A 24,178-nucleotide genomic window follows, 5' to 3' on the forward strand; every position below is an offset into this window, starting at 1 on the left:
TCCGCTACGCACCGTACCGCCCGCCGCCGACAGCCCGGGAACCCCGCCCGGCCGCACCCCGCCCACGGCCCGGCACCACCGGTTGTGGGCGACCCGGGCAGGGCCGAGGATGCCAGAGGGGGCACCACCGCCACACCCGTCGAAGGATCACCATGCTCACCACCGACTCCGTCCCCGGTTCCCCGGTCTGGCTCGACCTCGGAAGCCCCGCCCCCGGCACCGCCGGAGAGTTCTACTCCGCCCTCTTCGGCTGGACCCTCGACTCCGCCGGCCCCGAGGCCGGGGGCTACGGCTTCTTCCGACTGGACGGCATGACCGTGGGCGGACTCGGCCCGCTCACCGAGGAAGCCGCCGCCCCCGCCTGGACGGTCTACTTCGCCACCGAGGACGCCGACGCCACCACCGCCCGGGCCCGGCAGGCGGGCGGCACCGTGCGCTTCGGCCCCGTCGACGTCTTCAGCCACGGCCGGATGTCCGGCCTCACCGACCCGACCGGCGCACAGTTCGCCGTCTGGCAGGCCGGCGACACCAGCGGCCTCGGCGCGGTCACCATCCCCCACAGCCTCTGCTGGACCGAGTTGCTGAGCGCCGACCCGGCGGCCGCCAAGGGCTTCTACCGCTCCGTCTTCGGCTGGCAGGAACAGGACGTCCCGTTCGGCGACGCCACCTACACCGTGCTCACCCCGGCCGGCGGCGGCACCAGCAGCGGCCAGGGCGGCATCATGCAGCTGACCGCCGCGCAGGCCGCCGCCGGCCTCGGCTCGCACTGGCTCCCGTACTTCGAGGTCCCGGACGCCGACGCCACGATCGCCGAGGCCCGGCGGCTCGGCGGAGCCGTCCGGGCACCGGCCAAGGACGCCCACGGCGTCGGCCGCTTCGCCCAGCTGACCGACCCGCACGGCGCCCCCTTCGCCGTCATCACCAGTGCGGGACCCGGCGACTGACGCACGGTCAGCCGGGATGTGTCCTTCCGAAGCCGCCCAAGGGGTGCTGAGCGGGCTGGGCTAGGGTCCACCGGTATGACGACCACCACCAGCGGCCTGACCATCCGACCCGCCGCCCTGACCGACGTCCCCGCGATCGTCGCCCTGCTCACCGACGACCCGCTCGGCGCCACCCGGGAGTCCCCCGACGACCCGGCGCTCTACCAGGACGCCTTCGTCCGCGTCTCCGCCGACCCCAACCAGCACCTGATCGTCGCCGAACGCGACGGCCGGGTCATCGGCACGCTCCAGCTCTCGGTCATCCCCGGCCTCTCCCGCCGTGGCGCCACCCGCACCGTCATCGAATCCGTCCGCATCCACACCACCGAACGCGGCGGCGGCCTCGGCACCGAACTGATCCGGTGGGCCGTCGACCGCTCCCGCGAACTCGGCGCCGACCTGGTCCAGCTCACCTCGGACGCCACCCGCACCGACGCCCACCGCTTCTACGAGCGTCTCGGCTTCGTGGCCTCCCATGTCGGCTTCAAGCTGGCGCTCTGACCCAGGGCCGTGCCCTGGGTCTCAGCGGACCGCCGGGACTGGAAAAAAGAAAAGCCGTGGCTCCCAGTGAAATCACTGGGAGCCACGGCTCTGAATAATTGTTCGGCGGCGTCCTACTCTCCCACAGGGTCCCCCCTGCAGTACCATCGGCGCTGTAAGGCTTAGCTTCCGGGTTCGGAATGTAACCGGGCGTTTCCCTCACGCTATGACCACCGAAACACTATGAAACTATCAACCGCACCAACCCACACAGGGTCGGGGTCGTTGTTTCAGAACAACACAGTGGACGCGAGCAACTGAGGACAAGCCCTCGGCCTATTAGTACCGGTCAACTCCACCCCTCACGAGGCTTCCATATCCGGCCTATCAACCCAGTCGTCTACTGGGAGCCTTACCCTCTCAAGGAGGTGGGAGTGCTCATCTCGAAGCAGGCTTCCCGCTTAGATGCTTTCAGCGGTTATCCCTCCCGAACGTAGCCAACCAGCCATGCCCTTGGCAGAACAACTGGCACACCAGAGGTTCGTCCGTCCCGGTCCTCTCGTACTAGGGACAGCCCTTCTCAACACTCCTACGCGCACAGCGGATAGGGACCGAACTGTCTCACGACGTTCTAAACCCAGCTCGCGTACCGCTTTAATGGGCGAACAGCCCAACCCTTGGGACCTACTCCAGCCCCAGGATGCGACGAGCCGACATCGAGGTGCCAAACCATCCCGTCGATATGGACTCTTGGGGAAGATCAGCCTGTTATCCCCGGGGTACCTTTTATCCGTTGAGCGACGGCGCTTCCACAAGCCACCGCCGGATCACTAGTCCCTACTTTCGTACCTGCTCGACCCGTCAGTCTCACAGTCAAGCTCCCTTGTGCACTTACACTCAACACCTGATTGCCAACCAGGCTGAGGGAACCTTTGGGCGCCTCCGTTACCCTTTAGGAGGCAACCGCCCCAGTTAAACTACCCACCAGACACTGTCCCTGATCCGGATCACGGACCCAGGTTAGACATCCAGCACGACCAGAGTGGTATTTCAACGGCGACTCCACCATGACTGGCGTCACAGCTTCAAAGTCTCCCACCTATCCTACACAAGCCGAACCGAACACCAATATCAAGCTATAGTAAAGGTCCCGGGGTCTTTCCGTCCTGCTGCGCGAAACGAGCATCTTTACTCGTAATGCAATTTCACCGGGCCTATGGTTGAGACAGTCGAGAAGTCGTTACGCCATTCGTGCAGGTCGGAACTTACCCGACAAGGAATTTCGCTACCTTAGGATGGTTATAGTTACCACCGCCGTTTACTGGCGCTTAAGTTCTCAGCTTCGCCCGACCGAAATCGGACTAACCGGTCCCCTTAACGTTCCAGCACCGGGCAGGCGTCAGTCCGTATACATCGCCTTACGGCTTCGCACGGACCTGTGTTTTTAGTAAACAGTCGCTTCTCGCTGGTCTCTGCGGCCACCCCCAGCTCAGAGTGCAAGACTCATCACCAGGAATGGCCCCCCTTCTCCCGAAGTTACGGGGGCATTTTGCCGAGTTCCTTAACCATAGTTCACCCGAACGCCTCGGTATTCTCTACCTGACCACCTGAGTCGGTTTGGGGTACGGGCCGCCATGAAACTCGCTAGAGGCTTTTCTCGACAGCATAGGATCATCCACTTCACCACAATCGGCTCGGCATCAGGTCTCAGACTATTGCAGGGCGGATTTGCCTACCCTACGTCCTACACCCTTACCCCGGGACAACCACCGCCCGGGCTGGACTACCTTCCTGCGTCACCCCATCGCTCACCTACTACCACCTCGGGTCACCGGCTCCACCACTCCCCTTTGTCCGAAGACTCCGGGACGGCTTCACGGGCTTAGCATCAGAGGGTTCAGCGTTGGCGCTTCAAAGCGGGTACGGGAATATCAACCCGTTGTCCATCGACTACGCCTGTCGGCCTCGCCTTAGGTCCCGACTTACCCTGGGCAGATCAGCTTGACCCAGGAACCCTTGGTCAATCGGCGCAAGAGTTTCCCACTCTTGTATCGCTACTCATGCCTGCATTCTCACTCGTATACCGTCCACGACTCGATTCCTCGGCCGCTTCACCCGGCACACGACGCTCCCCTACCCATCACAGCAGGCGTTAGCCCTCATGCTGCAATGACACGACTTCGGTGATGTGCTTGAGCCCCGCTACATTGTCGGCGCGGAATCACTTGACCAGTGAGCTATTACGCACTCTTTCAAGGGTGGCTGCTTCTAAGCCAACCTCCTGGTTGTCTCTGCGACTCCACATCCTTTCCCACTTAGCACACGCTTAGGGACCTTAGTCGGTGTTCTGGGCTGTTTCCCTCTCGACCATGGAGCTTATCCCCCACAGTCTCACTGCCGCGCTCTCACTTACCGGCATTCGGAGTTTGGCTAAGGTCAGTAACCCGGTAAGGCCCATCGCCTATCCAGTGCTCTACCTCCGGCAAGAAACACGCGACGCTGCACCTAAATGCATTTCGGGGAGAACCAGCTATCACGGAGTTTGATTGGCCTTTCACCCCTAACCACAGGTCATCCCCCAGGTTTTCAACCCTGGTGGGTTCGGTCCTCCACGTGGTCTTACCCACGCTTCAACCTGCCCATGGCTAGATCACTCCGCTTCGGGTCTTGGGCATGCAACTCAAACGCCCTATTCGGACTCGCTTTCGCTACGGCTACCCCACACGGGTTAACCTCGCTACACACCGCAAACTCGCAGGCTCATTCTTCAAAAGGCACGCAGTCACGGCCACCGAAGTGACGACGCTCCCACGGCTTGTAGGCACACGGTTTCAGGTACTATTTCACTCCGCTCCCGCGGTACTTTTCACCATTCCCTCACGGTACTATCCGCTATCGGTCACCAGGGAATATTTAGGCTTAGCGGGTGGTCCCGCCAGATTCACACGGGATTTCTCGGGCCCCGTGCTACTTGGGTATTCTTCAAGCGAGCCGTACAGATTTCGTCTACGGGGGTCTTACCCTCTACGCCGGACCTTTCGCATGTCCTTCGACTACCCATACGGTTTCTGACTCGCCGACCGGCCGGCAGACCGATCAAGAAAAAACCCACGACCCCTCAAGCGCAACCCCTGCCGGGTCTCACACGCTCAAGGTTTAGCCTCATCCGGTTTCGCTCGCCACTACTCCCGGAATCACGGTTGTTTTCTCTTCCTGCGGGTACTGAGATGTTTCACTTCCCCGCGTTCCCTCCACACTGCCTATGTGTTCAGCAGCGGGTGACAGCCCATGACGACTGCCGGGTTTCCCCATTCGGAAACCCCCGGATCAAAGCCTGGTTGACGACTCCCCGGGGACTATCGCGGCCTCCCACGTCCTTCATCGGTTCCTGGTGCCAAGGCATCCACCGTGCGCCCTTAAAAACTTGGCCACAGATGCTCGCGTCCACTGTGCAGTTCTCAAACAACGACCAGTCACCCACACTCCGAAACCCCACAGGGCTCCATCACATGAGACCGGCATCCTAGAGGTAACAGCCATACAGCCGTTCCCTCAGGACCCAACAACGTGCCCGACACAATCCAGTCACACACCACGTTCCACGCCCCAAAGGGCAGTACTAGCGGAAGCTTCCGAACCGTGCCGAATAGTCAACGTTCCACCCATGAGCAACCAATCTGAGGCATTCGCTCAGATCTGGCTATGTGCTCCTTAGAAAGGAGGTGATCCAGCCGCACCTTCCGGTACGGCTACCTTGTTACGACTTCGTCCCAATCGCTGGTCCCACCTTCGACGGCTCCTCCCCTTACGGGTTAGGCCACCGGCTTCGGGTGTTACCGACTTTCGTGACGTGACGGGCGGTGTGTACAAGGCCCGGGAACGTATTCACCGCAGCATGCTGATCTGCGATTACTAGCAACTCCAACTTCATGGGGTCGAGTTGCAGACCCCAATCCGAACTGAGGCCGGCTTTTTGGGATTCGCTCCGCCTCACGGCATCGCAGCCCTTTGTACCGACCATTGTAGCACGTGTGCAGCCCAAGACATAAGGGGCATGATGATTTGACGTCATCCCCACCTTCCTCCGAGTTGACCCCGGCAGTCTCCTGTGAGTCCCCATCACCCCGAAAGGCATGCTGGCAACACAGAACAAGGGTTGCGCTCGTTGCGGGACTTAACCCAACATCTCACGACACGAGCTGACGACAACCATGCACCACCTGTACACCGACCACAAGGGGGCTGACATCTCTGCCAGTTTCCGGTGTATGTCAAGCCTTGGTAAGGTTCTTCGCGTTGCGTCGAATTAAGCCACATGCTCCGCTGCTTGTGCGGGCCCCCGTCAATTCCTTTGAGTTTTAGCCTTGCGGCCGTACTCCCCAGGCGGGGAACTTAATGCGTTAGCTGCGGCACCGACGACGTGGAATGTCGCCAACACCTAGTTCCCAACGTTTACGGCGTGGACTACCAGGGTATCTAATCCTGTTCGCTCCCCACGCTTTCGCTCCTCAGCGTCAGTAATGGCCCAGAGATCCGCCTTCGCCACCGGTGTTCCTCCTGATATCTGCGCATTTCACCGCTACACCAGGAATTCCGATCTCCCCTACCACACTCTAGCCTGCCCGTATCGAATGCAGACCCGGGGTTAAGCCCCGGGCTTTCACATCCGACGCGACAGGCCGCCTACGAGCTCTTTACGCCCAATAATTCCGGACAACGCTCGCACCCTACGTATTACCGCGGCTGCTGGCACGTAGTTAGCCGGTGCTTCTTCTGCAGGTACCGTCACTTGCGCTTCTTCCCTGCTGAAAGAGGTTTACAACCCGAAGGCCGTCATCCCTCACGCGGCGTCGCTGCATCAGGCTTTCGCCCATTGTGCAATATTCCCCACTGCTGCCTCCCGTAGGAGTCTGGGCCGTGTCTCAGTCCCAGTGTGGCCGGTCGCCCTCTCAGGCCGGCTACCCGTCGTCGCCTTGGTAGGCCATTACCCCACCAACAAGCTGATAGGCCGCGGGATCATCCTGCACCGCCGGAGCTTTCCACCAACCCCCATGCAGAGGAAGGTCATATCCGGTATTAGACCTCGTTTCCAAGGCTTGTCCCAGAGTGCAGGGCAGATTTCCCACGTGTTACTCACCCGTTCGCCACTGATCCACCCCGAAGGGCTTCACCGTTCGACTTGCATGTGTTAAGCACGCCGCCAGCGTTCGTCCTGAGCCAGGATCAAACTCTCCGTGAATGATTACCCGTGATCGGGTCAACACTCGCGTTGAGCGGCACGGCAACCACCGGAATGAGGTGATCCCGCGCACTGCGTCCTCGCTGTGTATTACAAAAGGAATCTCCAACAAGACCGGATGGTCTCGCCGGGGATGTCAACATATCTGGCGTTGACTTTTGGCACGCTGTTGAGTTCTCAAGGAACGGACGCTTCCTTCGAGCCGCCTTCCAGCGGGCCCTCCGGGCGCTTCGTTCTTTCGTGTTTCCAGCTTATCAGATGTTTTCCGCTCCGTTTTCCGGAGTTTCATTCATCGGACTCGCTTTTCTTCGCCCCTCTCGGTGCGACTCCGGAACTCTACGGGTACGGCCCCCCGGCAAGCAAATCGCCCCCGCCCGAGGTCCGGGCGGGGGCGATCAGGAGCGACGATCAGCGAACCTCGGTGATCTCCGGGCCGCGTGCGAAGGGGTCGAGCGAGGCGCCGCCGAAGCGGGAGCCTTCGGCCTGGGCCTCGCCGGGGCCCGCGTCGGCGACCATCTGGGCGTCCTCGGGGAGCTTCAGCACGATCGGGTCACGCGGTGCCATCGGGCTCTCACCGCGGACGACCACGGTCTGGCGGAACACCTGCTCGAGGATCCCGGCCATCTCGGGCTGCACCGCGGCCTGCCCGGAGATCACGCCGCGCAGGAACCAGCGCGGGCCGTCGCAGCCGACGAACCGCACCAGCTGTGCGCCCTGGGTGCCGTCGGGCAGCTGGACGGGGACCTGGGCGCGGAGGTGCCAGCCCAGCGGGCCCTCTGCCTCCTCCACCAGGCCGCCCTGCTGGGTGATGCCGGTGGCGATCTCCTCGCGGACCTCGCCCCAGATGCCCTCGGACTTCGGTGCCGCGAAGGCCTGCAGCTGGATGGCGCTGTTGCCGAGGACCAGGGTGGCGGCCACGATCGCGTCGCCGGCCACCTCCACCCGGAGCTCCATGCCCTCGACCCCGGGGACCAGCAGGCCGCCGAGGTCGACTCGGCCCTCCTGCGGGTTCTCCAGCTCGGAGATGTCCCACGGTCCGTCGGGGCGCGGAGCCGGCGGCAAGCCGACCCGGTCCGCCGGGTCCTGCTCGGTCACGTTCTCGCTCTCGGAGTCTGCGGAACCTTCGACGCCCTCGGCCGTCTCGTCGGCGCTGGTGGCATCGTCGGCGAGCTGCTCGACAGCGTCCTCGCTCTTCTGGCGACGACGGAACACGGTCACTGTCCTTCCCGGTCCAAGACCCCGGTCCAAGACCGAAGCGAATACCTGCTCGGCTACTGCGAGCCGCGGGCATGCTAGACCGCGGCGTGACCACCCGTCGATCCGAACCCGCCCTCGGCGCGTGCCGACCCGGGCAGCTCCGTCACCTCGTGGAAGCGCGCCTTCTCGACCTGCTGGATGACCAGCTGGGCGATTCGGTCCCCACGACGGAAGCTGACCTTCTCACGCGGGTCCAGATTGACGACGATCACCTTGATCTCACCACGGTACCCGGCATCGACCGTCCCTGGGGCGTTCACCAGAGCAACACCGCAACGAGCTGCGAGACCCGAACGCGGGTGCACGAAGGCGGCGTAGCCGTCGGGGAGGGCGATGGCGATGCCGGTCGGGAGCACGATGCGCTCCCCGGGAGCCAGTTCGGCGTCCTCCGTGGTGCGCAGATCGGCACCGGCGTCGCCGGGGTGCTCGTACGCCGGGAGCGGCAGTTCGGGGTCGATCCGGGTAATCAGGACGTCTACCGGCTGGCGGACGGTGGGGCTCACGGGTTCACCTCAAAAGCTCTGGAGCGCTTCAACAGATCGGCGTCGTCGAGGACCTTCCTAACGTCCTCGGGACGACCGTGCTGGGTGAAGTGTTCCAGCTTCACCTGAATGAAGAGTGCCTGAGCGCGGATCGCGACCGGTCCGTCCGGGCCTCCGATCCGCCCCTCGGCGGCGCTGTAGATCTTGCGGCCGTGCACACCGGTGACCCTGGCGTGGATGTACAGCTCGGCGTCGACCGGGACCGGCATGAGGAAGTCGGTCTCCAGCCGCCCGGTCACGGCCGGGGCGTGCAGCAGCCAGTTCAGCGTGCCGAGCGTCTCGTCCATCGCCGTGGTCAGCACACCGCCGTGGGCCAGTCCCGGGCCGCCCTGGTGGCTCGGCTTGACCCTGAAGCGTGCCGTGACCTCCAGCCCCTCCCCCGCCACCGCGCTCAGCTGGAGCCCCTGCGGGTGCTGCGGGCCGCAGCCGAAGCAGTGGTCGTAGTGCGAGCCGAGCGGGGTTCCGGGGGCCGGGGCCTCGGGGGCCCGGGGCGGCAGCACCGCATCGGCGGGCGGGGTGGTCGGCGAGAGGACGATGGCACCGTCAGCGGGCACGGCGGTGCCCTGCGGGGCGGGCGGGGAGGCGACAGGTCCGTTCACACGCGCGACCCTACCGCCGAGTAGATAAGGAAGAACAGGGTTGTTGAATCCGGGACCGCCGAATCGGGACAGGCCGGACACGCAGGTGGGAGCAGGTGTGCCGGTGAGGGCCGCGCCCACAGCCGGGGGCGGGGCGGGGCCGGCAGCGGTCGGCGCACACAATGGGGGCATGTACGACGAACGCCTCACCGTCCCGCGCTCCTGGTGGCTGCTCCCGCTCGCGACAGGGCTCTCACTCGCGCTCATCGCGCTGCGCTTCAGTGCGGTGGCCGCCCTGGTCGGGCTGGTGGTCGGCATCGTCGCGGCCGCGGCGGCGCTGAGCAGCTACGGCTCGGCGCGGATTCGCGTGGTGCAGGGCTCACTGGTCGCGGGACAGGCCCGGATCCCGGTCGAGGCCCTCGGCGAGGCGCACCCGCTGGACCGGGACGAGGCGGTGGCCTGGCGCGGGGTGAAGGCCGATCCGCGCGCCTTCATGCTGCTGCGCAGCTACATCCCGACCGCGCTGCGGGTCGAGATCACCGATCCGGCCGACCCGACACCGTATGTGTACCTCTCGACCCGTTCGCCGCAGCGGCTGGCGACGGCGCTGGCCAAGGCCCGTCAGGCCGGCGAGAACTGACCCGCGCGCCCTGGGCGGGGCTGCGCCGGGCCCGGAAACGGAGGAGGGACGGTTCCGCTGGTGCGGGACCGTCCCAGTGCTCCGGTGAAGGGGTCGTGCGCAGGAGACTCCTGCCGGTGCGGCCACTCAGGGGACCGCGCTTTCTGCCTCCGGCCCGGATTCGCGGGGCCGGACGGGGCGGCTTGCCGGGCCGACGGAGGCCGTCGGGCCCGGAGCAGGCCCACATGGTGCCTATTCGCAGTCTCGGCAGATCGGCTGGCCGTTCTTCTCACCGGCGAGCTGGCTGCGGTGGTGCACCAGGAAGCAGCTCATGCAGGTGAACTCGTCGGCCTGGCGAGGAAGCACTCGGACCGACAGCTCCTCGTTCGACAGGTCGGCGCCGGGGAGCTCCAGGCCCTCGGCGGCCTCGAACTCGTCGACGTCGACGTTGCCGCCCGACTTCTCGTTACGCCGAGCCTTCAGTTCCTCGATGCTGTCCTCGTTGAGGTCGTCATCGGTCTTGCGTGGGGTGTCGTAGTCCGTAGCCATTTTCGCTCTCCCCCTCTGGGTGTGTGTGCGGTATCTCCAGCGCACGTAACGCATGGGCGGTCGGTCTTGTGCCCGACCCGAGGCGGGAATTGTGCCTTACTTCAAGCCCTGTTACTCAATCGACACCCAGCGGCGGGTCCGTTGGAGTGATCCGGTGCGGTTCCGGCACTCTCACCCAGCGCTTCCGACCCGCTGCGCAGCGGGTCACCCGGCCGCCGCCCCACACGCGCCGTGCGACCGCACGACACCGGCAATTCCCCAGGCCACCAGGGTGATTGACGGGACGACGGGAATTCCCGGCGGCGGATTCCCGGCCGCCGCCGGCCGACCCGGCGGCCGGGCTCCCGGTCACACTGGGCAATCAAGTCGTCATGTCACGCATTCGGATGTGATCTTCATCACATCGAGGACGTTTCAGGCAAAAACTGGGAAAAACGCCCTCCTGATGTCACCTTCCCACCGGCTCCGGCAGCGCCGTCCCGGGACGGACGGCACTGCCGGGACTCACCTCGCGGACCTCACTTGCGCGCGGCCCGGCGCGCCAGAAGAGCGGCCTGCCGCTCGTCGAAGCGCACCGCCTGGGCATGCAGGCCCTCCAGGAACAGTCCCAGCTCCTCCTGGGCCCTGGCGCCCTCCGGGCCGAGCCCGTCGATGTCCAGCACCTTGAGGTGGCGCAGCACCGGCTGCAGCACGTCGTCGTGGTGGATCCGCAGGTTGTAGACCCCGCCGACGGCGATCTGGACGGCGGCGCGCTCGAAACCGGGGATGCCGTGTCCGGGCATCCGGAAGTCGGTGACCACGTCGGCGATGGCCCGCATCGCCTGGTCGGGGGCGAGCTCCAGGGCGGCCTTCAGCAGGTTGCGGTAGAAGACCATGTGCAGGTTCTCGTCGTTGGCGATCTTCGCCAGCAGTTGGTCGCACAGCGGGTCGCCGGCGAAGTGGCCGGTGTTGCGGTGCGAGATCCGGGTGGCGAGCTCCTGGAAGGCCACGTACGCGATGGACTGCAGCATGCTGTGCGCGTTGTCGGACTCGAAGCCGGCCGACATGTGCGACATCCGGGCCCGCTCCAGCTCCACCGGGTCCACCGCACGGGTGGCCAGCAGGTAGTCACGGATCGCGATGCCGTGCCTGCCCTCCTCGGCGGTCCAGCGGTGCACCCAGGCGCCCCAGGCGCCCTCGCGGCCGAACATGGTGGCGATCTCGTGGTGGTAGCTGGGGAGGTTGTCCTCGGTCAGCAGGTTGACGACCAGCGAGGTCCGGCCCAGCGGGGTGATCTTCGACTGCTCTATCGCCCAGGGCTCGCCGCCGAGCACTCCGTCGAAGTCCCGGCCCTGGCTCCACGGCACGTACTCGTGCGGCATCCACTCCTTGGCCGCCTTCAGGTGGCGGTTGAGCTCGGTCTCCACCACCTCCTCCAGCGCGAGGATCAGCTTGGTGTCGGTCCAGGCCGTCGAGGCTGGGCGCTGCACGGGTGCGATGGTCACGACTGGTGCTCCTGAGGGCGGGCAGGGACGGGTGGGACGCACTGGGACCCCCGGGGCGGATCCCGCGTGGCGGGGCCGGAACCGGGGCCTGGGCCGGACGGAGCCGGGCAGAGGCGACTCACTTACGGCTGCGTAGGTTACGTAACCGTAAGTTGTACCGGCGGCAAAAGACAAGCCGCCCCTGCCAGGGCTTATGTCGTCTTGACAGCCTGGCGGGGGCGGCGGTCGATGGTCCGCGCACGGAGCAGAACGGGCCCGCACCCGACTCGGTCGGGTACGGGCCCGCGGAGGGCGCCTGACGGCCGTACGGCCATCCGGGGAGGTTCAGGCTCCGGGGATCCGAACCCGGATCGTGAGCCCGCCTCCCGCGCGCGCGGTGGCCTCGATGGCCCCACCGTGCGCACGGACCACCGAGCGGACGATGGACAGGCCCAGCCCGACCCCCTTGTCGCTGCGGGTGCGGTTGGCGCCCTTGACCCGGCGGAAGGGCTCGAAGATGTGCTCCAGCTCGTACCCGGGGACCACCGGACCGGTGTTGGAGACCACCAGCTCGCCGGCCCCGCCCGCCACCACGGTGGTGGTGATCTCCACCCAGCCGTCCGGGACGTTGTAGCGCACCGCGTTCTGCAGCAGGTTCAGCGCGATCCGCTCCAGCAGCACCCCGTTCCCCGAGACCGTCACCGGGGTCAGGGTCGAACGCAGCTCGACCTCACGGGTGGCCGCCTCGGCCCGGGTCTGCTCCAGCGCCCGGGTGGCCACCTCGGACAGCTCCACCGGTCTGCGGTCGGTGAGCTCGTTGTCGCTGCGGGCCAGCAGCAGCAGGCCCTCGACCAGCTGCTCGCTGCGCTCATTGGTGGCCAGCAGGGTCTTGCCGAGCTGCTGCAGATCGGGCGAGGCGTTCGGGTCGGAGAGCTGGACCTCCAGCAGGGTGCGGTTGATCGCGAGCGGGGTGCGCAGCTCGTGCGAGGCGTTGGCGACGAACCGCCGCTGCGAGTCGAAGGAGCGGTCCAGCCGGTCGAGCATCCCGTCGAAGGTGTCGGCCAGCTCCTTGAGCTCGTCGTCCGGACCGTCCAGCTGGATCCGGCGGTGCAGGTCGGAGGAGGCGACCTCGCGAGCGGTCCGGGTGATCCGGCCGAGCGGGCGCAGCACCCGGCCGGCCATCGCGTACCCGGCCATGAAGGCGATCACGGCCAGGCAGACCAGCACCGTGAGCGACTTGCGCAGCAGCACGGTCAGGGCCGCGTTGGACTTGAGCTCCTGCATCTGGACCAGTTGCTCGTTGAACTGCTGGGAGGTCATCACCCGGCCGTTGACGGTGGCACCGCCCTGGTCGAAGCCGAAGGTCGGCAGCAGGGCGTCGTGGAAGGCCTGCCGGACGAAGAAGTACATCAGCACCAGCAGGACCACCCCGGCCATCAGGAACATCCCGCCGTACAGCAGGGTGAGCCTGATCCGGATGGTCGGCCGCAGCTGGAGCCAGCTGAGCAGGCCGTCGCCGGGGGTGTAGGACTCGGACTCGGACCTGCGGGCGGGCTGCTCCACGGCGGTGGCCGGCGCATGCGCCGGCTTGGGCGGTACCGGGACCGGGCCGCCGGCAGGCGCGCCGGGGGCCCCGCCGGCGGGGGGCGGGGTGGTCATGACTGTCCTCTCCGGGTCTTGCGGTACGTATGGTGCGACGCGGGGGCGGCGGACGGCCGCCCGCGGCGGCTCAGATGCGGTAGCCCGAGCCGGGGACGGTGACGATCACCGGCGGGTCGCCGAGCTTGCGGCGCAGGGTCATCACGGTGACCCGTACGACGTTGGTGAACGGATCGGTGTGCTCGTCCCAGGCCTTCTCCAGGAGCTGCTCCGCCGAGACGACGGCGCCGCCGGCCCGCATCAGGACCTCCAGCACGGCGAACTCCTTGGGTGCGAGCTGGACGGTCTTGCCGTCCCTGAGCACCTCGCGGCGGCCGGGGTCGAGCGTGATCCCGGCCCGTTCCAGGATCGGCGGCAGCGGCACGGTCGCGCGGCGGCCCAGTGCGCGGACCCGGGCGACGAGTTCGCTGAAAGCGAACGGCTTGGGGAGGTAGTCGTCAGCGCCGATCTCCAGGCCCTCGACCCGGTCGCTGATGTCGCCGGAGGCGGTCAGCATGATCACCCGGGTGGCGAGGCCCTGCTCGACGACCTTGCGGCAGACGTCGTCACCGTGGACCAGCGGGAGGTCGCGGTCGAGCACGACCACGTCGTAGTCGTTGATCGCGATGCGCTGCAGCGCGGCCTCACCGTCGTACACCACGTCCACGGCCATCGCCTCGCGGCGCAGGCCGGTCGCGACGGCTTCGGCGAGCAGCTGCTCGTCCTCCACGACGAGTACCCGCACGATGGTTGTCCCTTCTTCCTGAGCGGCCCGCCGCCGTGCCCGCCCGTGCGGGCCACCTGGCGCCGGGCGCGGAGCCGACGCGTCCGGAAACCCGGGGCTCGGCATCGGCCCGGGAGCCGGCACACGGATCCGACGGTGTTCCCATCCTGCCTGGTCGGCCGGTAAAGCAACGGTAAGCTGCCGGAGCCCGGGACCGTGAGCGGCTTGAAACGGCAGGGTCCCCTGCCGTTTGGACTGTGACGCGGGCAACTTTCTCGGGTCCGGAGGTTTCCCGCCTTCACCCGCGGGGAGGACAGCTGCACACCCGCGATCGGGCCGTACGCCGATCGCAACCACCACCCGCCGTGCGTTCATCCGCACCGGCTCAGGGGACCAGGTGTCACCGGGAGCGGCCCGAGGCCGTCTCCGCACCCGACCGGAGAACAGCAGCTGGCTGGGGCGTTTCCGTTGACCGCCGTCCTCCCCGACGCCGGGGAACGCCGGACCGTGCCCGTCCGACACAGCAAGGGGGCTCGTATGGACGCCTTCACCGCCGGAATCCTGCAGCGCATACAGAACACCGAACAGGACCTCCACCGCGCCATCGAGGCCGGTGACGACTTCTTGGCCGAGGTCGAGCAGTCGGAACTGGACGATCTGCGCCGACTCGCCGCTGAACACGGCATCGACCCGGTTCGCGAGAGCCACCGCTCCGCCGCCTGACGCGACCCTCAGCGGTCGCGACTCGCTCGCACCATCCGCCCCGGCGGCCACCGGGGCAGCCGAAGCCGGGCCCTGGCACCAGATCGCACGTGTGCCAGGGCTTTTCGCTTGCCTCCTTCGGCCGCCCCGTCGCCACCACCCGGTTCATCCGCGCGACACCTCGGCGTCACGTGCCCGCCGGACCGGGTTTCCGGGCCGGGCCTGCCGCCGCGGCGTCGCGCGGAACAGAGCGCTCAGTCGTGCCAGGCGCCGAGGGATTCCAGCCGGGACTGGAGCGGTTCGAAGACGCCGGGAGGGGCCGCCACGGTGAGGTCGCCGTCGGGCTCCTCGCCGGGGCGTCCGCCGGCCAGCGCCCCGGCCTCGCGGGCGATCAGCACCCCGGCGGCCATGTCCCAGGGCTTCAGCCCGCGCTCGTAGAAGGCGTCCATCCGGCCGGCCGCCAGGTCACAGAGGTCGACGGCCGCGGCCCCGGCGCGACGGATGTCGCGCACCTCGGGCATCAGCGCGAGCAGCACCTGTGCCTGGTGGGCCCGGACCTCACGGACGTAGTTGAAGCCGGTGCCGACCAGCGCCTGGCCCCAGGGCGGCGCCGGACGGCAGGAGATCGGCCGGCCGTCGAGGCGGGCACCGCCACCGAGCACCGCCTGGAACAGCTCGTTCCTGGCCGGAACCGCCACCACCCCGACCACGGCCCGCCCGTCCAGCTCGGCGGCCACGCTGACCCCCCAGGAGGGCAGCCCGTAGAGGTAGTTGACCGTTCCGTCGAGCGGGTCGACCACCCAGCGGACTCCGCTGGTGCCGGGGTGGTCGGCACCCTCCTCGCCGAGGTAGCCGTCCTCGGGGCGGCGCCGGCCGATCAGCTCCAGGATCAGCTTCTCGGAGGCGAGATCCATCTCGGTGACCACGTCCACGGGGCTGCTCTTGGTGGCGGCGACGCCGAGGTCCGCGGGACGGCCGTCACGGAGCAGGGCACCGGCTCGGGTGGCCGCGTCGACGGCGACGTCGAGGAGTTCGGCGAGCAGCTCGGGGTTGGGCATGGGATTCCTTCCAGTCCTGGGCGCGTGGCGAGCGCCCTGGGGTCGGGGCTGATCGGACCTCAGTGCTCGGCCGCCGCGCGGCGCGGAGCTCGCGGGTTGGGGCAGCAGGCGAGGGCGCACACGTCATGGCTGGGGCCGAGCGTGCCCAGGGCGCGGCGCTCGGCCGGCAGGCCGCGCTCGACGGCGGCGCGCTCCAGGAGCAGTTCGCGGACGGCCGCCGCGAACCGGGGGTCGGCGCCCACCGTGGCGGCGCGGGCCACCGGCAGGCCGAGTTCGGCGGCCTTGGCGACGGCCTCGGTATCGAGGTCGTACCTGACCTCCATGTGGTCGGAGACGAAGCCGATCGGCACCATCACGGCCGCCGGGACGCCCGCCGCGTGCAGGCTCTCCAGGTGGTCGCAGATGTCCGGTTCCAGCCACGGGATGTGCGGGGCGCCGCTGCGGCTCTGGTACACCAGCTCCCAGGGGCGGCCGGCCACCGCGGTGGCCTCCTCGACGGCGGCGGCGATCAGCCGGGCGACGTCCAGGTGCTGGGCGACGTACGCGCCGCCGCTCCGGCCGCGCGCGGGGTCGTCGGGGGCGCCGGAGGTCTCGGCCATGCTCTCGGGGATGGAGTGGGTGGTGAAAGCCAGGTGGGCCCCGTCGCGGACCGCGGCCGGGAGCTCGGCGAGCGCCGCCAGGGTCGCGTCGATCATCGGCTGGACGAAGCCGGGGTGGTTGTAGAAGTGCCGGAGCTTGTCGACGCGCAGCTCGGGCAGGCCCTCCTCGGCCAGGGTGGCCAGGGCGTCGGCGAGGTTCTCGCGGTACTGGCGGCAGCCGGAGTATCCGGCGTACGCGCTGGTGGCGAGGACGGCGATCCGGCGGTGTCCGTCGTTCGCCATCTCGCGCAGGGTGTCGACCAGGTAGGGCGCCCAGTTGCGGTTGCCCCAGTAGACGGGCAGGTCCAGGCCGTGTCCGGCGAAGTCCCCGCGCAGCGCGGCGAGCAGCTCGCGGTTCTGCTCGTTGATCGGGCTGACCCCGCCGAACAGGAAGTAGTGCTTGCCGACCTCGGCGAGACGCTCCTTGGGGATGCCCCGGCCCCGGGTGACGTTCTCCAGGAACGGCACCACGTCCTCGGGGCCCTCGGGACCGCCGAAGGAGAGCAGGAGCAGTGCGTCGTAGGGCGCGGGATCGGTGGGGGTGCGCGAGTCGGGCATGGCACCGATCCTGCCACCACCCCGTCGGCGCCCGGCGGCAGGTCCGCCCGACGGGTAATCGTTTGCCATGGTTCGTAAGCTGTCTAAACGATCCGTGTTCCTTACCCCACTCCCAGCGGAGCCTCGCGTGCTGTCCAGCTACCGCCAGATCTTCGCCGCCCCCGGCGCTCTGGCCTTCTCCTCCTCCGGTCTGATAGCCCGGCTGCCGATCTCGATGACCGGGATCGGCATCGTCACCATGCTGTCCCAGCTGCGCGGCTCGTACGGGCTGGCCGGCGCCGTCTCCGCCACGATGGCGCTCGCGGGGGCGGTGCTCGGGCCGCAGGTCTCCCGGCTGGTGGACCGCTACGGGCAGCGCCGGGTGAGCCTGCCCGCCACCGGGATCACGGTGGCGGCCGCGGTCGCACTGCTGCTCTGCGCGCGTGCCGAGGCCCCGGACTGGACGCTGTTCGCGGCCGCGGCCGGGATGGGTGTGGTGCCCAGCACCGGTTCGATGGTCCGGGCCCGCTGGGCCCAGCTGTACAGCGGAGAGCCGTCCAAGCTGCACACCGCGTACTCGTTCGAGGCCGTGATGGACGAGATCTGCTTCATCGTCGGCCCGGTCCTCTCGATCGGCCTGGCCACCTCGGTCTTCCCCGAGGCCGGTGTGCTGCTGGCGGGGCTCTTCCTGGTCAGCGGCGTGTTGCTGTTCACCGCGCAGCGCCGCACCGAGCCGCCGGTGCACCCCGCCGCGCACCGCTCCGGCAGGTCCGCGCTCTTCTCCCCCGGGCTCGAGGTACTGGTCCTGACCTTCATCGCCACCGGTGCGATCTTCGGCTCGGTCGAGGTGGTGACCTACGCCTTCTCCAGGGAGCAGGGGCACAACGGCGCCGCCGGTCTGGTGCTCGCCGTGTACGCGCTCGGATCCGGCCTGGCCGGGGTGGTCTTCGGGGCGCTCAAGCTCAGCGGTTCGATGGCCGGCCGGTTCCTGGGCGGGGTCGCCGTGATGGCGGTCAGCATGGTGGTGCCGCTGCTCGCCGCCACCTGGCTGCGCGGCGTCACCGGCATGGTCGCGGTCGGCGCCGCGCTGTTCCTGGCCGGTATCGCCATCTCGCCGACGCTGATCACGGCCATGGCCCTGGTGGAGCGGCTGGTTCCGGCCGCCCAGCTGACCGAGGGCATGACCTGGACCACCACCGGGCTCGCCCTGGGCGTCGCGCTCGGCTCCTCGGCCGGCGGCTGGGTGGTGGACGCCGCGGGCGCCCCCGCCGGGTTCCTGGTACCGGCCGGCGCGGGCCTGTTCGGTGTCCTCACCGCGCTCGCCGGGCTGCGCCGGCTGCGCTCGGGCTTGTCCTCGCCCTCCGCCGTCGAACCGGCCGACTCACAGGCCGCGCTCCAGCACTGAGCACCGCCCCGGGGTGCGGGGGCTCCCGCTCGACCGACGGCGCGGCCCGGCCCGGCCCGCCGCACGGTCGCGGGAGCGCCCGCACCGCCCCGCGCCCGCGGGCTCCCCGGGCGGCCGCGACGCGCGCTTTCGCGGCCGGTTCCATGGACCTGAGTCGTGCGACTGGCTACGCTCCCCCTACTCAGTGGTAGGACGTGCTCGGGGCACAGCCGTCCCGGCACCGGAGCAGGAGGCACCCGTATGCCGCAGGCCAGTACCGCCCGCTGGAGCAACTGGGCCGGCAACCAGAGCGCCCGCCCCAGCCGGGTGGTCGCCCCGGCCTCGACCGCCGAGCTGTCGAAGGAGATCCTGCGGGCCGCCGAGGAGGGCCGGACGGTCAAGGCGGTCGGTTCGGGCCACTCCTTCACCGCGATCGCCTCCGCCGGGGACGGCGTCCTGGTCCGGCCCACCGCGCTGACCGCCGTCCGGGAGCTGGACCGCGCGGCCGGAACGGTCACCGTGGAGTCCGGCCTTCCGCTCTCCACCCTCAACCGGCTGCTCGCCTCGGCCGGCCTCTCGCTCACCAACATGGGTGACATCGAGGTGCAGACCGTGGCCGGCGCCACCAGCACCGGCACCCACGGCACCGGCCGTGACTCCGGCTCGCTGGCCGCCCAGATCCGGGAGCTGGAGATCGTGCTGGCCGACGGCACCGTCCGGACCTGCTCGCCGACCGAGGACCCCGAGCTGTTCCAGGGCGCCCGGCTGGGCCTCGGCGCGCTCGGCGTGGTCAGCGCCCTCACCTTCGGCGTCGAACCGGCCTTCCTGCTGACCGCGCACGAGCAGCCGATGCGCTTCGATGGGGTGCTGGACCGCTTCGAGGAACTGGCGAGCGTCAACGAGCACTTCGAGTTCTTCTGGTTCCCGCACACGGAGCTCTGCTCGACCAAGCGCAACAACCGCAGCCAGGGCCCGGCCCGTCCGCTGCCGCCGGCCAGGGCCTGGCTGGAGGACGACTTCCTCTCCAACACCGTCTGGGAGGGGGCCTGCCGGATCGGCCGGGCCTTCCCCGCCACCGTCCCGGCCATCGCGCAGCTCGCCGCGCGGGCCTGGTCGGAGCGGACCTTCACCGACCTCGCGTACAAGGTGTTCACCAGCCCCCGCAGGGTGCGCTTCTTGGAGATGGAGTACGCCGTACCGCGCGAGGCGGCCACCACCGTGCTGCGCGAGCTGAAGGCGCTGGTCGAGCGCTCGAACTGGCGGATCGGCTTCCCGGTCGAGGTGCGGCTCGCCCCCGCCGACGACCTCTGGCTCTCCACCGCGAGCGGCCGGGACACCGTCTACATCGCCGTCCACCTCTACCGGGGCACCCCCGAGCAGGGCTACTTCACCGAGGTCGAGCGCCTGATGACCGCCCACCAGGGCCGACCGCACTGGGGCAAGCTGCACACCAGGGACGCCGGGTACCTCGCCTCGGTCTACCCGCGCTTCGGCGAGTTCACCGCGCTGCGCGACCGGGTCGACCCCGGCCGGCTGTTCGCCAACCCCTACCTGCGCCGGGTGCTCGGCGAGTAGTGCTCAGGGAGTCGGGGCGGCGGGCGGCGTCTCGGCCCCCCGGCCGCGCTGGTCACCGAAGGTGCCCGGGTCGGAACCGGTGCCGGAGCTCGGGCTCGGATCCGGGGTGGTGCTCGGGCCGGAGCTGGGCATCGGCGAGGAGGACGGCGTACCGCTCGGGTTCTGGGACGGTGTCGCCGAGGGCGTGTGCCGGTCGCTCGGCACGGTCTCCGGGGTGCCGGTCGAGTGGCGGGAGGGGACCGTCGAGGGGTCGGTGCCGGCCGAGCCGCCCGACGGGTGGTCGGCGGGCGGCGGCTGCTCCGACCTGCGGCCCGGGTTGAGCGAGGTGCCGGAGGAGCTGCCGTCGCCGGTGACGATGGAGTGCATCGGCTTGTCCGCGATCAGCTCCACCGCCAGGATCGGCGTCATCGCCAGTACGAAGATCAGCCCGGAGACCGCCGAGTACGTCTTCCAGGTCCAGCGCCGCTTGGCCCGGACGGTCTGCGGCTCGTTCCACTCCGGGGAGATCACCGGGGAGGCCATCGGGGAGGCCACCGCCCCGTCCGCCGGTACCTGCCTCAGGTCGTTGACGGTGACACCCGGCCCCCGGTCGACCGCGCTGCGTATCTGCTCGCCGGTCCGCCTGAACAGGTGCTGGAAGACCGCACCGCCGGTGGTCGCGCCGATACTGACCACCGCCGCGCCCAGGATCGTGCCGTACACACCGAGTTCGGAGGCGAGCACCGCGCCGACCACCGCGGCCAGGGCACTGGCGGCGACCTGAGCCACACTCAGGTCGATCCGTGCACGCCTGGTCGCCGGCGGCTCGGCGTCCTGCGACTCGCCCTGCTCACGCTGCTGCGGCATCAACATCCCTCGGTCGGTACGGCTCGACATCGACAAGTCCCTCCATCTTGCACAAAGAAGGACACAAGGGGCGAAAATCTGGTTCTCAGCGGTCGATATATGTGAAGATGATCACCGTCCGCTGATCGGCGGTCGGCCATTGGAGTGCCCGCCCTTGAGATTCCCGTGAATCGCGGGAGACTTGACCGGCGAGCCGCCCCTGTGGATGCCACTAATGGAGTACTGTTCGTGGGGCCTGAGCCTTTGGTCGACGTATCGACACTCCGTCAGCCGTCGACCGGGGAACACGGGCACGACGTCGACCGGCGACGTGGCAAACAGGCAACCGTGCCATAAGGGCGTGTCCGGGCGAAAGCACGACACGCGAGTAACTCAGCAAGGTTGTGGCCACTCGCGAGTGGGCAGGCCACACTCAGTACGGGAGCAGCGACGCAGGTGACGTCGGCAGGCACCACCCGGGAGGTAACCGTGCCCGAACTGCGGGTTGTGGCCGTCAGCAACGACGGCACACGGCTGGTGCTCAAGGCTGCCGACAGCACGGAGTACACCCTTCCCATCGACGAGCGGCTGCGCGCCGCCATCCGCGGGGACCGGCCGCGCCTCGGCCAGATCGAGATCGAGGTCGAGAGCCACCTGCGGCCCCGGGACATCCAGGCGCGGATACGAGCAGGCGCCTCCGCCGAGGAGGTCGCCCAGGCTGCGGGGATCTCGGTGGACCGGGTGCGGCGCTTCGAGGGTCCGGTGCTGGCCGAGCGCGCCTTCATGGCCGAACGGGCCCGCAAGACCGCGATCCGCCGCCACGGCGAGCCCACCGGGCCGCAGCTCGGCGAGGCCGTGGCCGAGCGCCTGGCGCTGCGGGCGGCGGAGAAGGACACCGAGCGGTGGGACTCCTGGCGCCGCGACGACGGCACCTGGGAGGTCATCCTCTACTACCGGTCCGACGGCGAGGGGCGCAGCGCGAGCTGGACCTACGACCCGCCGCGCCGGCTGGTGCAGCCGAACGACGACGAGGCCCGCGCGCTGATCGGCGAGAGCGTCGAGCGCGAGGAGGACTCGGTCTTCCCGTTCATCCCGCGGATCGCCCGGCTCCCCCAGGACCGGCCGGCCCGCCCGATGATCGAGCGCCCCTCGGCGGACCGGATCATGTCGGGCCGTGAGATCCGTGAGGCCACGGCCGACGGCCGGGACTCGCTGACCAGCCTGCTGGACGTGGTGCCGGCGTTCCGCGGCGAACTCACCGTGCCGGCCGTGGAGGCGGTACAGGTCGAGGAGGCCGAGGAGGTTGAGGAGCAGGCCGCCCCGGCGGCCAGCGTCGGCGCGGGGTCGGCGTACGCGGACATCCTGATGCCGCGCGCGGTCTCCCCGCACCGCGAGCGGCTGGTGGGCACCACGGACCGCCAGGCCGAGGCGGACGGCGTCCGTCCCGGCCGACGGGCCACCGTGCCGAGCTGGGACGAGATCGTTTTCGGCAGCCGCCGCAAGAAGCAGGACTGAGGCAAGGGCCCGTGCCCTTGTCCCGTACGGAACAACGATCCGTACGGGACGAGGGCACGGGCCTTCTTCGTCCCTGAAGCGGTCTGCGGTCAGCCGGGCAGCGGGCCGGTGGCCGCCGGGTTGTCGGGGTCGGCGGACCACTCGCTCCAGGAGCCCGGGTAGAGCGCGGCGCGGAAACCCGCCACCTCAAGGGCCAGCAGCTCGTGCGAGGCCGTGACGCCCGAACCGCAGTAGACGCCGACCTCGCCCTCACCCACGCCCAGCGAGCGGAAGCGCTCGGCGAGTGCGGCGGCGGGCAGGAAGCGTCCGTCCGGGCCCACGTTCTCCGTGGTGGGGGCGCTCACCGCACCGGGGATGTGCCCGGCGCGCGGGTCGATCGGCTCGGTCTCGCCCCGGTAGCGCTCGCCCGCGCGGGCGTCGAGCAGCAGTCCGGTGCGGGCCAGTGCGGCGGCCTGTCCGGCGTCCAGGACGGGCAGCCGGCCGGGGGCGGGCCTGAAGTCGCCCTCCCGCGCCGGGGCTTGGCCGGTGCTCTCGGGCAGGCCGGCGGCGCGCCAGGCGGCCAGGCCGCCGTCCAGGACGCGGACGTCCCGGTGGCCAGACCAGCGCAGCAGCCACCAGGCGCGGGCGGCCGAGGTCGCGGGCCCGGCGTCGTAGACCACCACCGGGCGTTCGGCGCTCACCCCGGCCCGGCGCATGGCCGCGCCGAACACCTCGGGGTCGGGCAGCGGGTGGCGGCCCGCGGCACCCGGAGGTGCGGCCAACTCGTCGTCCAGGTCCACGTACTGAGCCCCCGGCAGATGCCCGGCGGCGAACTCCTCGGCGCCGGGCGGGCCGCCGAGCTGCCAGCGGATGTCGAGCAGGACCGGCGGGTTCGCGGAGTCGAGGGCCCTCGCCAACTCGGCGACGGAGACCAGCGAAGCGGCGGCCGGCGGGCGGCCGGCGCCGGAACCTTCAGCGGATGCGGCTGTCATGCCCGCCATTGTGACCCGCGTGACCGTGCTCTTTGTACGGTCTTTGCCTACCACCGCCGCGCGGCCAGCGGATTTCGGCGGGCAAAAGGTGGAAGCATCGCCGTGGGACGCTCGGCGGCCCCCGCCGGCCGCCCCCGGCGAGGAGGAACGCGATGACTGCGGTGACGGTGCGGCTGGCGCAGGGCACACCCTGCTGGGTGAGCCTGATGACCAGCGATCACCAGGGGGCCACGGCCTTCTACGGATCCCTGCTGGACTGGGAGTTCACGCCAGGCCCGACCCATCTCGGCGCCTATGCGCGGGCCACCCTGCACGGCGCCAAGGTCGCCGGAATCGGTGTCACCCCTCCGGGTCCCGGCCGTCCCGTGGAGTGGACGACGTACTTCGCGGTGGACGACGCCGACCTGGTCTCGCAGCGGATCCGCGAGTGCGGCGGCACCGTGGCGGTCGGACCGCTGCAGGCGGAACGCGCCGGACGGCTGGCGATCGCCGCGGATGTGTGGGGTGCGGTGTTCGGCCTCTGGCAGGGCGAGGAGCACCTCGGCTGGGAGGTCGTCGACGAGCCGGGCGCGCCCGCCTGGAGCGAACTGCTCACTCCTGACGAGCAGTCGGCCACCGCCTTCTACCGCCAGGTGTTCGCACCGAGCCTGCCGCAGCAGGACGCGGTGGCGCCGGTGTCGGGCATCAGGCACAGCACCGATCTCCGGGACGGGCCGCCGCGCTGGCGGGTGCACTTCGCGGTCGCCGACGTGGAGTTGACGGCCGATCGGGCACTGGCGCTGGGCGGTTCGGTGCTGGTGGCCCCGCACCAGGGCCCGGCGGGGCGGGTGGCCAGGCTGGCCGACCCGCAGGGCGGGCGCTTCTCGGTGGTCCAGCTGCCGTGACGGCCCGTACCGCCCGC

19 protein-coding genes and 3 rRNA genes are annotated in these 24,178 nt (G+C 69.1%); 8 read left to right on the forward strand and 14 right to left on the reverse strand.

Features of this window, described 5'->3' with window-relative positions; translation table 11 throughout:
* Positions 1-152: 152 nt before the first annotated feature.
* Both ACSMTC_RS12420 and ACSMTC_RS12425 read left to right on the forward strand, forming a co-directional pair.
* Positions 153-944: a VOC family protein gene (locus ACSMTC_RS12420; RefSeq protein ID WP_436559740.1), complete on the forward strand. Its 792-nt coding sequence runs from the start codon at positions 153-155 to the stop codon at positions 942-944.
* Between the two features lie 75 nt (positions 945-1,019).
* Positions 1,020-1,484, forward strand: coding sequence for a GNAT family N-acetyltransferase (locus ACSMTC_RS12425; RefSeq protein ID WP_436559741.1), 465 nt, complete (start codon positions 1,020-1,022; stop codon positions 1,482-1,484).
* Positions 1,485-1,584: 100 nt separating this feature from the next.
* Here the strand turns inward: ACSMTC_RS12425 and rrf are convergent.
* The 6 genes from rrf to ACSMTC_RS12455 all read right to left on the reverse strand — a co-directional run bounded on the left by rrf (position 1,585) and on the right by ACSMTC_RS12455 (position 9,037).
* Positions 1,585-1,701 (reverse strand): 5S ribosomal RNA (rrf, locus tag ACSMTC_RS12430).
* An 81-nt stretch (positions 1,702-1,782) separates the two neighbouring features.
* Positions 1,783-4,893 (reverse strand): 23S ribosomal RNA (locus ACSMTC_RS12435).
* 285 nt (positions 4,894-5,178) lie between these two features.
* A 16S ribosomal RNA gene (locus ACSMTC_RS12440) occupies positions 5,179-6,702 on the reverse strand.
* Together the 16S, 23S and 5S rRNA genes form the textbook arrangement of a ribosomal RNA operon.
* A gap of 408 nt (positions 6,703-7,110) precedes the next feature.
* A complete protein-coding gene (locus ACSMTC_RS12445; RefSeq protein ID WP_436559742.1) occupies positions 7,111-7,914 on the reverse strand; it encodes a DUF3710 domain-containing protein in 804 nt (267 codons plus the stop codon).
* A gap of 80 nt (positions 7,915-7,994) precedes the next feature.
* Positions 7,995-8,462 carry a dUTP diphosphatase gene (gene dut, locus ACSMTC_RS12450; RefSeq protein WP_436559743.1) on the reverse strand — a complete coding sequence of 156 codons (468 nt, stop codon included), beginning with the start codon at positions 8,460-8,462 and terminating at the stop codon, positions 7,995-7,997.
* Positions 8,459-9,037, reverse strand: coding sequence for a PaaI family thioesterase (locus tag ACSMTC_RS12455; protein WP_436564663.1), 579 nt, complete (start codon positions 9,035-9,037; stop codon positions 8,459-8,461). Before ACSMTC_RS12455 ends, dut begins: the two co-directional genes overlap by 4 nt.
* A 232-nt stretch (positions 9,038-9,269) precedes the next feature.
* Here ACSMTC_RS12455 and ACSMTC_RS12460 point away from each other — a divergent pair, with 232 nt between their 5' ends.
* A complete protein-coding gene (locus ACSMTC_RS12460) occupies positions 9,270-9,719 on the forward strand; it encodes a DUF3093 domain-containing protein (protein ID WP_436559744.1) in 450 nt (149 codons plus the stop codon).
* A gap of 231 nt (positions 9,720-9,950) precedes the next feature.
* Here the strand turns inward: ACSMTC_RS12460 and ACSMTC_RS12465 are convergent, their stop codons facing one another.
* The 4 genes from ACSMTC_RS12465 to ACSMTC_RS12480 all read right to left on the reverse strand — a co-directional run bounded on the left by ACSMTC_RS12465 (position 9,951) and on the right by ACSMTC_RS12480 (position 14,093).
* Entirely contained in the window at positions 9,951-10,247 is a 297-nt protein-coding gene (locus ACSMTC_RS12465) for a DUF4193 domain-containing protein (protein WP_045305571.1), read from the reverse strand.
* A 518-nt stretch (positions 10,248-10,765) separates the two neighbouring features.
* Positions 10,766-11,731 (reverse strand): acyl-ACP desaturase, encoded by a 966-nt coding sequence (locus ACSMTC_RS12470; protein ID WP_436559745.1) that lies wholly within the window; start codon positions 11,729-11,731, stop codon positions 10,766-10,768.
* A gap of 324 nt (positions 11,732-12,055) precedes the next feature.
* Complete coding sequence (locus tag ACSMTC_RS12475) at positions 12,056-13,369, reverse strand: sensor histidine kinase (protein ID WP_436559746.1); 1,314 nt, start codon at positions 13,367-13,369, stop codon at positions 12,056-12,058.
* A gap of 70 nt (positions 13,370-13,439) precedes the next feature.
* The gene (locus ACSMTC_RS12480; RefSeq protein WP_436559747.1) at positions 13,440-14,093 is read right to left on the reverse strand and encodes a response regulator transcription factor; all 654 of its coding nucleotides are present in this window, start codon (positions 14,091-14,093) and stop codon (positions 13,440-13,442) included.
* 516 nt (positions 14,094-14,609) lie between these two features.
* Here ACSMTC_RS12480 and ACSMTC_RS12485 point away from each other — a divergent pair.
* Positions 14,610-14,795 carry a hypothetical protein gene (locus ACSMTC_RS12485; protein ID WP_436559748.1) on the forward strand — a complete coding sequence of 62 codons (186 nt, stop codon included), beginning with the start codon at positions 14,610-14,612 and terminating at the stop codon, positions 14,793-14,795.
* A gap of 233 nt (positions 14,796-15,028) precedes the next feature.
* Here the strand turns inward: ACSMTC_RS12485 and ACSMTC_RS12490 are convergent, their stop codons facing one another.
* Complete coding sequence (locus ACSMTC_RS12490) at positions 15,029-15,832, reverse strand: inositol monophosphatase family protein (protein WP_436559749.1); 804 nt, start codon at positions 15,830-15,832, stop codon at positions 15,029-15,031.
* A 59-nt stretch (positions 15,833-15,891) separates the two neighbouring features.
* A complete protein-coding gene (locus ACSMTC_RS12495) occupies positions 15,892-17,028 on the reverse strand; it encodes a ferrochelatase (RefSeq protein ID WP_436559750.1) in 1,137 nt (378 codons plus the stop codon).
* Positions 17,029-17,155: 127 nt separating this feature from the next.
* On the opposite strand from ACSMTC_RS12495, the gene ACSMTC_RS12500 reads away from it, so the two are divergent.
* A complete protein-coding gene (locus tag ACSMTC_RS12500) occupies positions 17,156-18,412 on the forward strand; it encodes an MFS transporter (RefSeq protein ID WP_436559751.1) in 1,257 nt (418 codons plus the stop codon).
* A gap of 240 nt (positions 18,413-18,652) precedes the next feature.
* Positions 18,653-19,966: a D-arabinono-1,4-lactone oxidase gene (locus tag ACSMTC_RS12505; RefSeq protein ID WP_436559752.1), complete on the forward strand. Its 1,314-nt coding sequence runs from the start codon at positions 18,653-18,655 to the stop codon at positions 19,964-19,966.
* 3 nt (positions 19,967-19,969) lie between these two features.
* Here ACSMTC_RS12505 and ACSMTC_RS12510 read toward each other — a convergent pair whose 3' ends face one another.
* Complete coding sequence (locus tag ACSMTC_RS12510) at positions 19,970-20,812, reverse strand: hypothetical protein (protein WP_436559753.1); 843 nt, start codon at positions 20,810-20,812, stop codon at positions 19,970-19,972.
* Between the two features lie 435 nt (positions 20,813-21,247).
* Between ACSMTC_RS12510 and sepH the strand changes: the two genes are divergently transcribed.
* Positions 21,248-22,306 (forward strand): septation protein SepH, encoded by a 1,059-nt coding sequence (sepH, locus tag ACSMTC_RS12515; RefSeq protein ID WP_436559754.1) that lies wholly within the window; start codon positions 21,248-21,250, stop codon positions 22,304-22,306.
* An 89-nt stretch (positions 22,307-22,395) separates the two neighbouring features.
* Here the strand turns inward: sepH and ACSMTC_RS12520 are convergent, their stop codons facing one another.
* Positions 22,396-23,277, reverse strand: a complete 882-nt coding sequence (locus tag ACSMTC_RS12520; protein ID WP_436559755.1) for a sulfurtransferase — start codon at positions 23,275-23,277, stop codon at positions 22,396-22,398.
* A gap of 152 nt (positions 23,278-23,429) precedes the next feature.
* Here ACSMTC_RS12520 and ACSMTC_RS12525 point away from each other — a divergent pair, with 152 nt between their 5' ends.
* Entirely contained in the window at positions 23,430-24,161 is a 732-nt protein-coding gene (locus ACSMTC_RS12525) for a VOC family protein (RefSeq protein WP_436559756.1), read from the forward strand.
* Positions 24,162-24,178: the final 17 nt, after the last annotated feature.

The sequence above is a fragment of the Kitasatospora sp. HPM-01-4 genome (genome assembly GCF_051374625.1).
GTDB lineage: Bacteria > Actinomycetota > Actinomycetes > Streptomycetales > Streptomycetaceae > Kitasatospora.